The organism is Zobellia sp. 1_MG-2023 (genome assembly GCF_030549125.1).
GTDB classification, from domain to species: Bacteria; Bacteroidota; Bacteroidia; order Flavobacteriales; family Flavobacteriaceae; genus Zobellia; species Zobellia russellii.
Genome location: NZ_JAUOSY010000006.1, coordinates 101,220 through 115,972, shown reverse-complemented (window position 1 = coordinate 115,972; position 14,753 = coordinate 101,220). Strand labels below are relative to the sequence as shown.

Below are 14,753 nucleotides of genomic sequence, written 5' to 3'. Positions count from 1 at the left end.
TTAAAAATCACATTTATGAAAGCAATAGGATACAAAGAAAATCTTCCGGCAACAGATGTTAATTCGCTTCAAGATATAGAAGTAGAAACGCCTAAAGCAACAGGTAAAGATATTTTAGTTGAAGTAAAAGCCATTTCGGTAAACCCCGTAGATTATAAAATTAGAGCCAACAGACCAGCTCCAGATGGAGAATGGAGTGTTATTGGTTGGGATGCTACAGGTGTTGTTAAGGAAGTGGGAGAAGATGTATCTCTTTTTAAAGTAGGTGATGAAGTTTGGTATGCTGGTGATTTAAACCGACAAGGTAGTAATGCCGAATATCAGTTGGTTGATGAACGTATTGTAGGTAAAAAACCTGCAAGTTTATCATTTGCAGAAGCCGCTGCCTTACCATTAACTACGCTAACGGCTTACGAAATGCTATTTCATAGATTAGAGGTTTCTAAAGAGGATGCCAACAAATCTATTTTGGTTATTGGTGCTGCTGGTGGCGTGGGTTCTATTTTGGTTCAACTGGCTAAAAAGCTTACAAAATTGAATATTATTGGTACCGCTTCTAGAGAAGAAACTACTTCTTGGTTAAAAGAATTGGGTGCAGACACGGTAATTAATCACAGAAATAAGCTGAGTGAAGAATTTGAAAAATACGGACTTCCCGCTCCAGAATATGTAGTGAGTTTAAATGCTACGGAACATCACGTAGATGAAATTGCAAAATTGATTAAGCCACAGGGGAAATTCGGATTTATAGATGACCCAACATCGTTAAACGTAATGCCTTTTAAAGGCAAAGCGGTATCTACACACATTGAGTTAATGTTTACGCGCTCTATGTTCAAGACCGATGATATGATTGAGCAGCATAACATCTTAAACGAAGTTTCTGAGCTTATAGACAACGGAACAGTAAGAACCACATTGGGAGAAAACTTTGGGACTATAAATGCTGAAAACCTTAGAAAAGCACACGCTTTCTTAGAAACGGGTAAAGCAAAAGGTAAAATTGTTTTAGAAGGATTTCAAGTTTAATTAATAGAAACTGAATATAAAATGAAAAATATATTAATAATTTTAGCTGTAGCGGCTGTATTTGCAAGTAACAAGATAACTGCACAAACACCAACAACAGACGACATTAAGTCTGTAAATGAAGTGGTAACCGCAGATAATGTAGAATGGGGTTGGTTAAACCCTTTGCGAGGCGATAAAAGTCCGGCTGCAGGAAAACTTTGGGGAGACAGAACTAAAAACGAACCAGCGGGATTTTTGGTAAAATTCAAAAAAGGATTTTCATCACCACCACATATTCACAATATAACTTATAGAGGTGTAGTAATTAAAGGATTGTTACATAATGACGATGAAAATGCCGAGAAACAATGGCTGCCAGCAGGTTCTTATTGGCAACAACCAGCGGGGGAAGCGCATATTACTGCTGCTGACGGTGAAGACAATATGGCGTTTTTAGACATTCAAGAAGGTCCGTATTTGGTAAAACCAACATCAGAAGCTTTTGATAATGGCGAAAGACCTGTAAATGTTGACAAAACAAACTTGGTTTGGTTAAATGCTAACGACATCCAATGGGTTTCTGAAAAGAGCAATGTAGAAACCGCATTTTTATGGGGAAGTCACAAAGAAAATCAATTACGTGCCACGCTATTAAAATTGCCTGCAGGCTTCAACGGAAGCATAAAAAATTTGAGTCCGAACTTTAGAGCAGTTGTAATTTCCGGAGGATTAACACATCAGTTTTCTAAAAAAGACGCTAAAGCTGATTTACGACCTGGGTCTTATTTTGGTGCAGAAGAGAATGCGACTTCTTTAATTTCAACAGAAAAGGAAACAGTGCTGTACATAAGAAGTAACGGTGATTTTGAAGTTAAATAATAACGAAAGGGATATATTTTTACAGCCCTAGGAGTCTTGTGTTAAAATAGAATCAAAGCAAATTTATGAGTTACGTCCAATTCTAGGTCACACGCAAATTACTTTGAACGGGTTTTTATTATTTATGACGAATAAAGTGAATTGTTTATGGAAAGCCTGACAATATATTAGCAATAAGTTAATGAAGGTTTTACCTTTGCATGCTTTAGAAAAAGATATAATGAAAGAGCCCTTATTTGAAATTCAGGAAAAGAAAACGGATAAAGAACTATATAGTTACCAGCAAGGTGCCATTAGTCGAATATTCGAAAAATTCGATAATGAAAGAGATGATTACCATTTATTGTATCAATTGCCTACGGGAGGCGGAAAGACCGTTATTTTCTCGGAAATAGTCCGTCAATATCTTAAAAATCACTCAAAAAAGGTCTTGGTGATGACCCACCGTGTAGAACTTTGTAATCAGACCTCTAAAATGCTTACTAGTTTTGGGGTGATAAATAAAGTAGTCAACAGCAAGGCCAATCTAGACGACCAAGAACGTTATAACTGTTATGTGGCCATGGTGGAAACCTTAAATAACAGGCTTAATGACGGTATATTGGATATCTCGGATGTTGGTTTGGTCATTGTAGATGAGGCCCATTATAATTCCTTTACAAAACTGTTCAAGTTTTTTGAAAATTCTTTTGTTCTTGGGGTAACAGCAACACCTTTGAGTTCCAATAAGGACTTACCCATGAATAGCAATTACGATGAGTTAATTCCTGGGGAATCCATAGAAAACTTAATTGAAAACGACTTTTTGGCCAGGGCAGAAACTTTTCAGTATGATATGGGATTGACTTCTTTGGAAGTAGGTTCCAACGGGGATTACACGGTTAAATCTTCTGCAGACCTGTATACAAGTCCGTCTATGTTGAATAAACTGCTGGAAGCTTATACCAAGCATTCAAAAGGGAAAAAGACGTTGATATTCAACAATGGTATTGAAACCTCAATTCAAGTATATCATACTTTTAGAAATGCGGGATTGCCCATTATGCATTTGGATAATACTGCCACAAAAAAGCAACGAAAACAAATTTTAAATTGGTTTCATGAAACTCCGGAAGCCATATTAACATCCGTGAGTATTCTAACCACTGGTTTTGATGAACCCACTATAGATACCATTATCCTCAACAGAGCCACAAAGTCTTTAACATTGTACTACCAAATGATTGGTAGAGGTTCGCGGGTATTGAACAACAAATCCAAATTTACCGTAATTGACTTAGGTAATAACATCTATCGTTTTGGCCCATGGGGTGCGGACTTAGATTGGGAGGCTATTTTTAAATCGCCTAACTTCTATATAGACCGTATTAAGGATGATGAGGAAATTGAAGGTAGTTTTAAACATGAGTTGGCAGATGACATTAAATCTGAATTTTCAAAATCCAAAGACACATATTTAGATATTAAGGACTTATATAAGGATGCCACCTTTTCGGGGCAATCTTCTAAAGTGGTACTGGAAAAATCCATTGAGCAACACGCTTACATCTGCATAGAAAACAGTGAGGATTTATACGACGCTCTTGCCTTGGCAAAATTGCTTAAAGGAGACATTGATAATAGGATACAGGTATATAGCAAATGTATAAGTAAAAGCACCTATAATTTTATTAGTTGGCTAAAACTGGATTATCAGAAAAAGCTGAATGCTTATCTTCGGGAAAACTTTGATTCCGTTTTTGAGCAAATTCATGGTCATCCGCCAGAAGATTAATCTAGTTTAAGATGAAATGCAAGTGGTAAGTATCAAGTTCTTTCGCTAAATTTATAGAACTCCATAAAAAGAAGTTAGTATGCAGCAAAAATCTTGCGACCACATAAAAGCCATTTCCAATATCAAAACTGCTACTAAGCATATTTGTGAGGAATGTATTAAACTTGGTGATGGCTGGGTGCATTTGCGCACATGTCAAGAATGTGGTGTAACACTTTGTTGTGACGATTCTAAAAACAAACATGCTACGGCTCATTTTCATGCAACCAAGCATCCCGTTATAAATTCGGCAGAACCTAATGAAAAATGGTTTTGGTGTTATATGGACTATGCTTTTGTAACCTATTAAACCAAACCAATTATGATCGATCCAAAATTTCCTGAATTAACTAATGTTCAGGTCGAAAAACTTAAGAAGTACGGTGAAATAGAGTTCTATAAGGAGCCAACGATCGTTTTAGATTTTGGAGACCGGCATTATGATTTTTTTGTGGTGCTTACTGGCGGAATCAGAATTATAGACCCTGATAAAAAAGATGAAAATATTGCCATTCATACCAGGCATCAATTCTCAGGTTCAAGTAGTATTCTCTCACACAGAGCCGTTGGGGTTTGCGGTGAAACCTTGGCAAATACCCAGCTTATAAGAATAAGCCCTGAAAACCTTAAAAGTGCCATTGCCAAATTCAGTGATATTAGCGATGTACTTCTAAATGCATTTTTATTGCGTGAAGATGCACTGAAAAACAATGTTCAGGGTATTAAGCTGATTGGTTCTGAACATTCCAATGAAACCTACGCTATCCGTGATTTCATGGATAAGAATGATATTTGGTACAATTTCATTGATTCCGATAAGGAAGACGGATTGGTGCAACTATTGGAAACTTTCAATTTAAAAGAATCTGACCTACCCGTTTTGATCAATAGCCAGAATGAAATTTCCGTTCGCCCATCCATAGATGAAATTGGTACGTGTACCGGTGTTAGATTACAATTGGATGATGATATTTATGATGTTCTGGTGGTAGGTGCTGGTCCCGCTGGCTTGGCTGCTAGTGTTTATGCCGCTTCAGAAGGCTTAAAAGTGTTGACCATAGACAGTAATTCCCCTGGCGGACAAGCCGGTAAAAGTTCTAAAATTGAGAACTACCTAGGGTTTCCTACCGGAATTTCAGGACGTGACCTTGCCAATAATGGCTACATACAGGCACAAAAGTTTGGTTGTACCATATCCGTGCCGCATAGGGTAGAGGGCATAGTGCGCAAAAATGGTTATTACGAAGTTAATTCTAACAACACATCTATACTAAAGGCTAAAACGGTCATTGCCGCAACAGGTGCCGCGTATAGAAGACTGCCTTTAGAAGGTATTGAAAAATTTGAAGGTTCCGGAGTGTACTATAGTGCCACTTCAATGCATGCCAATATGTGTAAAAACAGCGAAATAGGTATTGTGGGCGGTGGCAACTCCGCAGGTCAGGCGGCATTGTTTTTAGCAAACCATGCGCATAAAGTACATGTAATCATCAGAAACGAGGATATTGGCGCAAAAATGAGCGATTACCTTGTGCAGCGAATTTTCGCATGTGATAATATTGAAGTTTTAACGGGTAGTAATGTCGTTAAGGTTGAAGGCGATACGTATTTGGAAAAGGTAGAAATCAAACAAAACGATGCTTTAGTAGAAAACAACATTAATTACCTATTTACATTTGTTGGCGCAAAACCGTGTACGGAGTGGTTAGATAATATTATAGACACAGATGCTAAAGGCTTTGTACACACAGGGCTCACTATTTGCGACAATGCTTTAAATGGCGAATCGGTATTCAAACATAGAAAGCCTTACACTTTTGAAACCAGTTTACCCGGACTTTTTGCTGTTGGCGATGTGCGTTCCGGGTCGGTTAAACGTGTAGCTTCGGCAGTAGGTGAAGGGTCTATTGTAGTTAGTGACATCCATAAATTTTTAGCGCTTGAAACCGAAGCAAAAATTATATAGTACTTTTAAGCCCTATGCCACGTACCATAATCGAAAATATTGTAATTCAAGAATACAAAGACCAAACCTTTTTTGAGTTTTGTAAGTATACTACCATCAGGTTTTTTGAGATTGTGTATTTTGAAAAGGGTAGCGGCACCATAAAAATTAATGGGAAAACGGTAAACTATTCGGCTAACAGCATTTTCGTTTTTGTGCCGGACGATATTTACATCTTAAATCCGGAATCGGCAACTACTACTATTGCCATTAAATTCTTAAAGAGCTTTTTTAGGGGAGATGCGCCACAAAATGCAAATCTTCCGGTGAACGATTGGTTTCGTAAAATTGAAGGGATTCTAAACAGTGAAAGTCATCAATTACGTGAAATGCGTTTTGAAACCGAATCGGACAAAATTCACTTGATTTCTTTAATTAAAATGGTGGCTGCGGAAAACGATAAAAAGAAATCATACGACCTGTTTATTATTCAAAATTCACTTTCTGTAATTCTTCACCTTATTGCCCGTAACATTCAGTTTCTAAATGCTGATATGAGTACCAAAATTGTGGAGTCTTCTAAAATTCAGCAAATCATCAACTTTATTCACGCCAATATTTACAATCCTGAATTGCTGACCACCAAAAACTTGGCAGAAGAGTTTCATATGGCGGACAATTATATCAGTGAATATTTTAAAAAACATACTGATGTATCGCTAAAAAAGTACATTCTTAACTACAAATTAAAACTAGTAGAAACCCGATTAAAATATACAGATCTGCAGTTCTCAGAGATTGCAATGGAATTAGGCTTTACAGATTCTAGTCACCTTAACAAAACCTTCCAAAGTTATAAGGGAATGACTATTGGTGCTTATAAGGCAAGTATTTCCCAATAAATTACTATTTACCTCTTTTTTTACTAAAAGCCCTTTGTTTTTTACTTATCCAAAGCTTGAGTGCCTAGGTAACTTTGTACTGTAATACTAACAGAACAATAATTAACCAAAAACTCAATATTATGGAATACAAGAATTTTCAAACATTTACGGCAGAACAAAAAGGAGGAATTTTAACAGTGACCATCAACTTTGGTCCTGTAAACGTACAAGGGCAAGAAATGCTTGCAGATTTAAGCAGTCTTTGTTTACGACTGGAGCGCGACAGAAGCGTAAAAGTAGTGGTTTTTGAATCTTCAAATCCAGATTATTGGGTATGTCATTATGATACCAACTTACTTAGAGATATGTCTATGGAAGCGGTACCAAGAAACGAAGTACAGTTATTAGACTTACAAGCAATTTTAGAAAGATTGAGCAATGTGCCACAATCAACTATTGCTAAAATTGAAGGTTTTGCACGTGGTGGCGGACACGAAATGGCATTGGCATTAGATATGCGTTTTGCAGCAAGAGGTAAAGCCAAATTTATGCAAATGGAAGTAGGTATGGGCATTTTACCTTGTGGTGGTGGCGCTTCACGTATGGCAAGACAAACAGGACTTGGAAAAGCACTTGAAATTATTTTGGGTGCAAAAGATTGGGACGCAGACGAAGCTGAAAAGTTCGGAACTATTAACAAAGCATTAGATGCAGATGAAATAGGACCTTATGTGGATGCTTTGGCGGAACGTATCTCCAAATTTCCAGCAGATTCTATTGCAGCTAGCAAACGTGCAGTTTATGCGTCTATAGATTTGCCAATTAAAGAAGCATTAAAAGAAGAAGCTTACCAGTTATTTCAGGCTACGAGCAGAACACCAGCCATAAAAAGATTCACCTACGCAGATGAAAATGGCGCTCAGTTTGACCATAACAACCAAAAGAATTGGGAACAAATGGTGATGGATATTCAAGAAGTAAATTAAGGGCGCCGAGCGCCTTGCGCTACAAGCTTTATGCCAATCGCATATCGCAGTTTGCTTAGAGCGTGTTGCGCACAGCGAATAGCGAATAAAATAAAGTCTCTGTCTAAGGCTAGAGATATTTTCACAGATAAACAGATTAACGAAAAATAAAAGAAAATTAGATATGAAAGCAATGCTTATAAACAACTACGGAGAAAACGGAAATTTCGAAGTATCAGAAATTGAAAAACCAACGGTAAAGGCAAATCACGTATTGGTAAAAATAGCGGCATCTAGTGTAAATACAATTGACACTATGATTAAGAATATGGGAACCGATTTACCATTATCACCAGCTACACCAGCCTTATTAGGTATGGATTTCTCAGGAACTATAGAATCTGTTGGCGATGGCGTAGAAGGTTTTAAAGTAGGCGATGAAGTATACGGTTGCGCTGGCGGATTAGCCGATTTACCAGGAACCTTAACGGAATATATTGTAGCCGATAGCAACCTTGTAGCGCACAAACCAAAAGGCTTAACAATGCGCGAAACTGCAGCTTTACCTTTGGTAGCTATTACAGCTTACGAAGGTTTAACAAGAGCAGGCGTAAAAGAAGGTCAAAAAGTATTGGTACACGGTGGTTCTGGTGGTGTTGGTCACTTAGCGGTACAATTGGCAAAGTATTTTGGAGCAGAAGTTTTTGCTACAGGTACTGGTGATAATCAAAAAGCTATTGTTGAAAAATTTGGCGCAACCTTCATCGATTTTAAAACTGAAAAGGTAGCCGATTATACTGCAAAATATACCGATGGTGGTTTTGATGTGGTTTTTGATACAGTTGGTGGTGCAAACCTGACCAATTCTATTGAAGCGGTTGCCTTAAACGGACATATTTCTACTACGGTGTCGTTGTGTGAATTAGATTTAACGCCATTGCACTTTAAAGGAGCATCATTACACGTGGTATTTATGCTAATACCAATGTTGCACAATTTTAAAAGAGATGTACACGGAAATATTTTAGAGCGTTTAGCTGAAATTTCTAATGAAGGACATTTAACGCCAATAGTAGATGAAAACAAGTTTTCGTTAGAAGAAGTTGGTGATGCTTACGCACATTTACAAAGCGGAAAAGCTATTGGTAAAATAGTAGTTGAGAACTAGAAACAATAGGGATTTGCAATGTATCCTTATGGTTGATTAATAGTGTTAAATGCCTCTTTTTAGAGGCATTTTTCATTTAAAACATAGTAAAACCTTGTTTTTTACTAAAACCTCCATTTTTACTACCAAAGCAGAACAGCCGGTTGTGCGTAATTTTGTTATAGATAAAAAATATAATAGCAGTAGCTATACTTAAAACATATAATTATGAAAACAATAGAACATACAAATGCACTTACTGAAGCTCGTGCTCTAGAAGTACCATCAAGAGAACTATCGTTAAGACGCGATCCATCAGTTGCTAAATTTTGGAATGAAAACCGTAAATTGTTAGAAGCTGCTTGGGCAGAATGGGAAATAGAAAACAAAGACGATTTACTAGTTCCTGACGAAACTTTGCTAGACCCGCGATTACGTAAAGCAATTAAAGACGCTTGGGAAAATCCAGAAAAAGAATCTGCTGTTGCCGATTTATGGAAAGAAGTTATGCCTGGTGTTTATGTAGCGCAGTTTTTTGATGTAGATCGTTTAGCGGATTTTCGCAACTACTTAGAAGCTGTGGCAAACTCAAGAGTACCAAAACGTGCGCCTTACGGTATACAGTTAAACCGATATGGAATGATGTTAGATCCTCGTTCTGAAGGGCATTTGGCAGCACCTAATTTTCAGGCATTTTATAATGATATGATGGACCGTTTTATGCGTCCGATAGCGCGTTTGTTATTGGGAACTTACGGTTATGACAATCAGACTTTTGGATTTTCAATACAGTACAATCCAGATAAGGACAAGGATTTACACGCACATACCGATGCTTCTGCGGCTACCTTGAATATCAACATTAACTTACCGGATGAAAAGTTTACAGGATCTGAGGTCGATTTTTATGATAAAGCTTCTGGAAAAACGGTACAAGCTATTTTTGAGCCAGGAAAAGCCATCATCCATAGAGGTAATGTGCCACACGCAACACACCCAATTACAAGCGGACAACGCAGTAATTTAGTAGTTTGGCTGTATGGTGACCGTATGCAAATACCACGTGGTAGTACTAGCAGTTACGGAAATAGTAACAGCGACTCTATTAAAGATGTTGCCTTGGAAAGCGTTACCGCTCGCCAACGTTGGAGTTTACCTGATGGTCCTAAGGATACTGTAGCACCATTCTAATTACAGGAAGCGTAGTTTATTATATTAGACAAAAATGAAATTATAAAACTGGCAATAGTTGTATTGCCAGTTTTCATCAACATAAAAAATACAATGAAACATATTTTAATAACAGGAAGTACAGACGGTATAGGTAAATTACTAGCCTTGCGTTTGGCTAAAGAAGGACACTTTGTAGCCATTCACGGTAGGAGTGATGCTAAATTAAGCGCTACTTTAAAAGAAATTAAACAGCAATCTAACAATGAAAATGTTATTGGCTTTTTAGCGGATTTTTCAGACTTAAATGCAGTTAAAAATATGGCTGAAGAGGTTGCTGAAAAAATGCCGGTAATTGATGTTTTGGTCAATAATGCAGGTGTCTTAATGACAAACGGTAGTAGTGATACTACGGATATTCGGTTTGTGGTAAATTACTTTGCACCTTATGTATTAACTAATGGCATAGTAGCAAATTTAAAAGCATCGGACGCACCAAGAATTGTAAATTTAAGTTCCGCCGCGCAATCAACTATAAATATACAAGCGTTAGAAGGCAAAACAGGCTTGGGCGCCAACGAAGCTTACGCACAAAGCAAACTGGCATTAACAATGTGGAGTTTTTATTTAGCGGAACAAGAACCATCAATTACAGTAGTGGCAGTAAATCCAGGTTCATTATTAAATACTAAAATGGCTAAAGAAGCTTATGGACAGCATTGGTCTCCTGCAGAAAAAGGAGTTGACATTCTGTACAATTTAAGTATGACAGATTTAGCAAAATCAGGTGAGTATTTTGATAATGACCGTGGTGGATATAACAAAGCTCATGCGGAGGCTTATAACAACGTGAAAATTGAAGAGTTGATTAAATTTACAGATGCTATAGTTATGCATTAGAGTAGATTAAGTAGGGGTTATTTCTTTTAAAAAGAAAAATGGATGGATTGTTACATGTCATTTTCACCTAAATTCGCAAAATGAAAAAGATTTTGGTTTTGTTTTCGCATCCTAAGTTTGAAAAGTCTAGGGCAAACTCCATTTTGGTAGATAAGATTAAATACAAAGAAGGTGTAACATTTCATGACCTATACGAGAAATACCCTGATTTTAACGTAAATGTAGAGGCCGAAAAAGAGCTCATAAGTGAACATGATATTTTAATTTGGCACCATCCCTTTTATTGGTACAGTTGTCCTCCCTTAATGAAACAATGGATAGATATGGTGCTGGAATTTGGTTGGGCTTATGGGCCTAGCGGTAAGGCATTGTACTCAAAAAAATGTTTAAACGTAATTACCACGGGAGGCTCTAGGGCATTGTACTGCGAACAAGGAACCAATAGTTTTTCGGTAAAAGAGTTTTTAAGGCCTTTTGAACAAACGGCAAATTTATGCGGTATGCAATACTTTCCGCCTTTTGCCGTAATGGGCACCCATAGAATTGAGGATAAGGAATTATACGATTATGCCCATAAGTATGATAAATTGATTGATTTGCTGCAAAGTGATATGTCCCTATCAGACGTAGGAAACTTTTCGTTTATCAATGATATTCCACAATTAAATCCGCAGATATGACAGGTAGTATACTTTTTGAAGCTATTGTATTCTTATTGGGAGCCATTATTTGCGTGTCTATTGCCAAACGTCTTGGACTAAGTTCAGTATTGGGGTACTTAATGGCAGGCGTATTAATAGGTCCCTACGTTTTAGGTTTTATAGGAAATGAAGGAGAAGACATTCTTCATTTTGCCGAGTTTGGTGTAGTTATGATGTTGTTTTTGATTGGTCTGGAAATAGAGCCTAAAAACTTCTGGAAAATGCGAAAGACCATTGTAGGCATGGGAAGTTTACAGGTTATGGGGACTATTATACTTTCTTATTCGCTATTTATTGTATTGGGCTTTGACTGGAAAGTCGCCTTAACTTTTTCAATGGCGGTGGCCTTGTCATCTACCGCAATTGCATTACAGACCATTAAAGAAAAAGGCCTGTTGAACACCACTTTTGGACAGTCTTCATTTTCCATTTTATTGTTTCAGGATATCATTGTCATTTTTATGTTGGGTGCTTTGCCCTTATTGGCTAACACGGAAAAAGCTCCTGTAGAGAATGGTGATACTCACGCTAATTTACTTCAGAATTTACCATTGGGATTGCAGACCTTATCCATTTTGGTCTCGGTTTTCGCTATAGTGGTAGCAGGAAAATATCTAATAGTGCCTATGCTCCGTAAAGTGGCCAAAACCGGTGTTAGGGAATTATTAATCGCTGCAGCACTACTCATTGTTTTTGGAATTTCTTTTTTGATGGAGCTCGTTGGGTTAAGCCCTGCACTTGGAGCTTTTTTAGGTGGTGTAGTCTTGTCCAATAGTGAATTTAAGCATGAGCTGGAAAGTACTTTGGAGCCTTTTAAAAATTTACTCTTGGGTCTGTTCTTTATGGCCGTAGGAGCTTCAATAAATTTTATCGTAATAGCAAAGAGTCCGCTTACTATTGGTGGCATTTTACTGTCCGTAATTGTTATTAAAGCTTTGATTTTGTTTATCACCGGCGCGGCCTTTAAGTTGAAACTAAATCAGAAATTGCTGTTGACGTTTAGTTTGGCACAAATAGGGGAGTTTGCTTTTGTACTGTTGTCTTTTGCATTTCAGTTAAATATTCTGGAGCAAAACCAAATGGATATTATGTTGGTGGTTACCGCTTTGACTATGACGGTTACACCCATTATTGGTATGGTGAACGAGCGAGTGCTTTTACCTCATTTTGGCACCAAAGAATCTATAAAAAGGCCTATGGACCACATTGCAAAATCGCAAAAGATTATCTTGGTAGGTTTCGGTCATTTTGGAAGCACTATTGGGCGTTTTCTTAGGACTCATGGTGTGGAGGCCACTATTTTGGACCACGATTCCAACCGGGTAGATTTTTTACGTAAAATGGGTTTTGATGTGCATTATGGCGATGCCACCCGTATGGATTTGCTCGAATCGGCAGGTATAGCAGAGGCTAATTTTCTAATTTGTGCTATGGATAACCCAGATGTGATAAAGACCTTGGCAAAAACGGTAAAAAGTAACTACCCAAAGGTTAAGGTCATGGTACGGGCCAAAAATAGATATGCCGCCTATGAATTCCTGAACATGGAAATAGATCATATTTATAGGGAGTCTTTGGAAACTTCCTTAAAATTGGCCAGTGAAGTTCTTAGTCAAATGGGCTTTAGAAAATACACCTTACAGCGTCAAGCGCAGAATTTCATTAAGTATGATGAAGATAGTTTAAGACGATTGGCCAAAGAAACAAAGATAGGTGATGAGGACTATATCTTTAAGGCAAGGAAAGAGCTGGAACAACAAGAAAAACTACTGGAACAAGATTTAAAACGAGGCGTAGTAGAGTTTGATAATCATTGGGATAGTGAACAAATTAGAGCTATGCTCAGCGGTACGAATACTCTAAAATAGACTTGTTTTAGAATTGACACATCATATTTTTCAAGACTAAAGAAACTGATTTCGGCTACTCCAGGCAGACTCAATTAAAACAGTACTTATACTGTTAATCAGTGGTTTAGAATTTTTTGATTAGAAATTGTAGGGTTGCTTTATGAGCTTGTCAAGTTTTTATTGAGTGTTTTTTCATGGCGTGTAGGGTCTATACAATTACATTCGGTTTTGTATTAATGACTCAACATTCTCTTCTATGACCTTTCTCAAAAGCACAGTGATTTTATTCATCATTTTATGTATTTCTTGCAAAAGCGAAACAGCCCCAGAAGTAGATGAATTAAAAACAGAGGAGAAACTACCTAACGAGGAAGAATTAACACCTACAGAAGAAGAAGAGGAGACCGAAGAACCCGTTTCTGAAAATATAGTATATGATTTTAGCGGACAGACACCACCGCAAGCCCCAGAAGGAATGGAATGGAATTTAGTATCTGAACTTTCGGATGAGTTTAACGATACCTTTGATGATACAAAATGGACGAAGTCTTTGTGGAACTATGGCGTACCGGTGAATATGGTTTCTGAAAACTCTGGTGTAAATGATGGAAATTTATGGATTAAGGCAACCTTGGCCGAAAATGAGGAACGTTGGTTTCAGTCTTCTCGTGTAATGTCCAAAACACGAATTAACTATCCCATGTACACGGTCAGCCGTATAAAAGGAGCACACATATCCGCATACAATACATTTTGGTTGAACAACGGTAATATCTCAAACCGAAACGAGATTGATGTGATTGAGAACAATTCCAACCCGTCATGCGATTGTCAACCTGATTTTCCGTGGCAAATGAACTCTCAATATTTTCACGTAATCGATGATGACACCAAGCGCAACAAAGGTAATTTTGATAATAGGGAACTCTCCAACGACAATCCACTTAAAGGAATACAGTGGAATGAGGCCTACCACACTTTTGGTGTTTGGTGGAAGGACGAAACACACATTCAATTTTATTTGGACGGTGAACCAGCAGGAAAAGTGGTTTCCGCACGCAATTTTACAAGGGAATTAAATATCATTTGGGACTTGTGGACCGTTGATGCAGATTGGCTAGGAGGACTGGCTAAAAAGGAGCATCTGCAGGATAGTACTATCAATACAATGAAAGTAGATTGGATACATACCTATCAACTGGTAAAAAAGGAATAGAACAATAATGTTGAGTTGTTAGTTTAGTAGGAGTAGGGCATGAACACTTGTTTTTGCCCTATTTTTTTATCTATAACCTAGTATTGCAGTTTGATGTGAGAAAGAGTGTCTTGTATTAAACACTATAATTTGTCCTTTTTCCTTTCTCAATTTTCGAACTAATGATTGTATTTATTAAATGCTATATAGAGCAATTATTAAGAGTGTGTTGCTAATTAGTGGCACATCACATTTTCAACCATCACATATAAGCTAAAATCAATTTTTATTGA

At 37.4% G+C, this 14,753-nt stretch carries 13 protein-coding genes; all 13 read left to right on the top strand.

The annotated features are described in order from the left end of the window. Positions 1-15: 15 nt before the first annotated feature. The 13 genes from Q4597_RS13750 (at position 16) to Q4597_RS13690 (ending at position 14,481) form a co-directional block, all read left to right on the top strand. Positions 16-1,029, top strand: a complete 1,014-nt coding sequence (locus Q4597_RS13750; protein WP_303406620.1) for a zinc-binding alcohol dehydrogenase family protein — start codon at positions 16-18, stop codon at positions 1,027-1,029. 21 nt (positions 1,030-1,050) lie between these two features. Then, entirely contained in the window at positions 1,051-1,890 is an 840-nt protein-coding gene (locus tag Q4597_RS13745) for a DUF4437 domain-containing protein (RefSeq protein WP_303406619.1), read from the top strand. A gap of 220 nt (positions 1,891-2,110) precedes the next feature. Further along, complete coding sequence (locus Q4597_RS13740; RefSeq protein WP_303406618.1) at positions 2,111-3,664, top strand: DEAD/DEAH box helicase; 1,554 nt, start codon at positions 2,111-2,113, stop codon at positions 3,662-3,664. 79 nt (positions 3,665-3,743) lie between these two features. Next, positions 3,744-4,013 carry a UBP-type zinc finger domain-containing protein gene (locus tag Q4597_RS13735; protein ID WP_303406617.1) on the top strand — a complete coding sequence of 90 codons (270 nt, stop codon included), beginning with the start codon at positions 3,744-3,746 and terminating at the stop codon, positions 4,011-4,013. 12 nt (positions 4,014-4,025) lie between these two features. Further along, positions 4,026-5,669: an FAD-dependent oxidoreductase gene (locus tag Q4597_RS13730; protein ID WP_303406616.1), complete on the top strand. Its 1,644-nt coding sequence runs from the start codon at positions 4,026-4,028 to the stop codon at positions 5,667-5,669. A gap of 14 nt (positions 5,670-5,683) precedes the next feature. Then, positions 5,684-6,550, top strand: coding sequence for an AraC family transcriptional regulator (locus Q4597_RS13725; protein WP_303406615.1), 867 nt, complete (start codon positions 5,684-5,686; stop codon positions 6,548-6,550). Between the two features lie 122 nt (positions 6,551-6,672). Then, positions 6,673-7,518, top strand: a complete 846-nt coding sequence (locus Q4597_RS13720) for an enoyl-CoA hydratase/isomerase family protein (protein WP_303406614.1) — start codon at positions 6,673-6,675, stop codon at positions 7,516-7,518. Positions 7,519-7,681: 163 nt separating this feature from the next. Beyond that, positions 7,682-8,665, top strand: a complete 984-nt coding sequence (locus Q4597_RS13715) for a zinc-dependent alcohol dehydrogenase family protein (RefSeq protein WP_303406613.1) — start codon at positions 7,682-7,684, stop codon at positions 8,663-8,665. Between the two features lie 207 nt (positions 8,666-8,872). Next, on the top strand, positions 8,873-9,835 hold the full coding sequence (locus Q4597_RS13710) for a 2OG-Fe(II) oxygenase (protein WP_303406612.1): 963 nt from the start codon (positions 8,873-8,875) through the stop codon (positions 9,833-9,835). A gap of 93 nt (positions 9,836-9,928) precedes the next feature. Then, complete coding sequence (locus Q4597_RS13705) at positions 9,929-10,714, top strand: SDR family NAD(P)-dependent oxidoreductase (protein ID WP_303406611.1); 786 nt, start codon at positions 9,929-9,931, stop codon at positions 10,712-10,714. A gap of 80 nt (positions 10,715-10,794) precedes the next feature. Beyond that, positions 10,795-11,394: an NAD(P)H-dependent oxidoreductase gene (locus Q4597_RS13700; protein WP_215440354.1), complete on the top strand. Its 600-nt coding sequence runs from the start codon at positions 10,795-10,797 to the stop codon at positions 11,392-11,394. Then, complete coding sequence (locus Q4597_RS13695) at positions 11,391-13,283, top strand: monovalent cation:proton antiporter-2 (CPA2) family protein (RefSeq protein ID WP_215440355.1); 1,893 nt, start codon at positions 11,391-11,393, stop codon at positions 13,281-13,283. The genes Q4597_RS13700 and Q4597_RS13695 overlap by 4 nt, the downstream gene beginning before the upstream one ends. Before the next feature lie 238 nt (positions 13,284-13,521). Then, positions 13,522-14,481 (top strand): family 16 glycosylhydrolase, encoded by a 960-nt coding sequence (locus Q4597_RS13690; RefSeq protein ID WP_303406610.1) that lies wholly within the window; start codon positions 13,522-13,524, stop codon positions 14,479-14,481. Positions 14,482-14,753: the final 272 nt, after the last annotated feature.

What these genes read in the sequence shown, in the direction of transcription:
- Q4597_RS13705 (WP_303406611.1), top strand. Translation starts at nt 9,929, where the DNA reads ATGAAACATATTTTAATAACAGGAAGTACAGACGGTATAGGTAAATTA.
- Q4597_RS13720 (WP_303406614.1), top strand. Translation starts at nt 6,673, where the DNA reads ATGGAATACAAGAATTTTCAAACATTTACGGCAGAACAAAAAGGAGGA.
- Q4597_RS13740 (WP_303406618.1), top strand. Translation starts at nt 2,111, where the DNA reads ATGAAAGAGCCCTTATTTGAAATTCAGGAAAAGAAAACGGATAAAGAA.
- Q4597_RS13735 (WP_303406617.1), top strand. Translation starts at nt 3,744, where the DNA reads ATGCAGCAAAAATCTTGCGACCACATAAAAGCCATTTCCAATATCAAA.
- Q4597_RS13745 (WP_303406619.1), top strand. Translation starts at nt 1,051, where the DNA reads ATGAAAAATATATTAATAATTTTAGCTGTAGCGGCTGTATTTGCAAGT.
- Q4597_RS13690 (WP_303406610.1), top strand. Translation starts at nt 13,522, where the DNA reads ATGACCTTTCTCAAAAGCACAGTGATTTTATTCATCATTTTATGTATT.
- Q4597_RS13715 (WP_303406613.1), top strand. Translation starts at nt 7,682, where the DNA reads ATGAAAGCAATGCTTATAAACAACTACGGAGAAAACGGAAATTTCGAA.
- Q4597_RS13700 (WP_215440354.1), top strand. Translation starts at nt 10,795, where the DNA reads ATGAAAAAGATTTTGGTTTTGTTTTCGCATCCTAAGTTTGAAAAGTCT.
- Q4597_RS13750 (WP_303406620.1), top strand. Translation starts at nt 16, where the DNA reads ATGAAAGCAATAGGATACAAAGAAAATCTTCCGGCAACAGATGTTAAT.
- Q4597_RS13710 (WP_303406612.1), top strand. Translation starts at nt 8,873, where the DNA reads ATGAAAACAATAGAACATACAAATGCACTTACTGAAGCTCGTGCTCTA.
- Q4597_RS13725 (WP_303406615.1), top strand. Translation starts at nt 5,684, where the DNA reads ATGCCACGTACCATAATCGAAAATATTGTAATTCAAGAATACAAAGAC.
- Q4597_RS13730 (WP_303406616.1), top strand. Translation starts at nt 4,026, where the DNA reads ATGATCGATCCAAAATTTCCTGAATTAACTAATGTTCAGGTCGAAAAA.
- Q4597_RS13695 (WP_215440355.1), top strand. Translation starts at nt 11,391, where the DNA reads ATGACAGGTAGTATACTTTTTGAAGCTATTGTATTCTTATTGGGAGCC.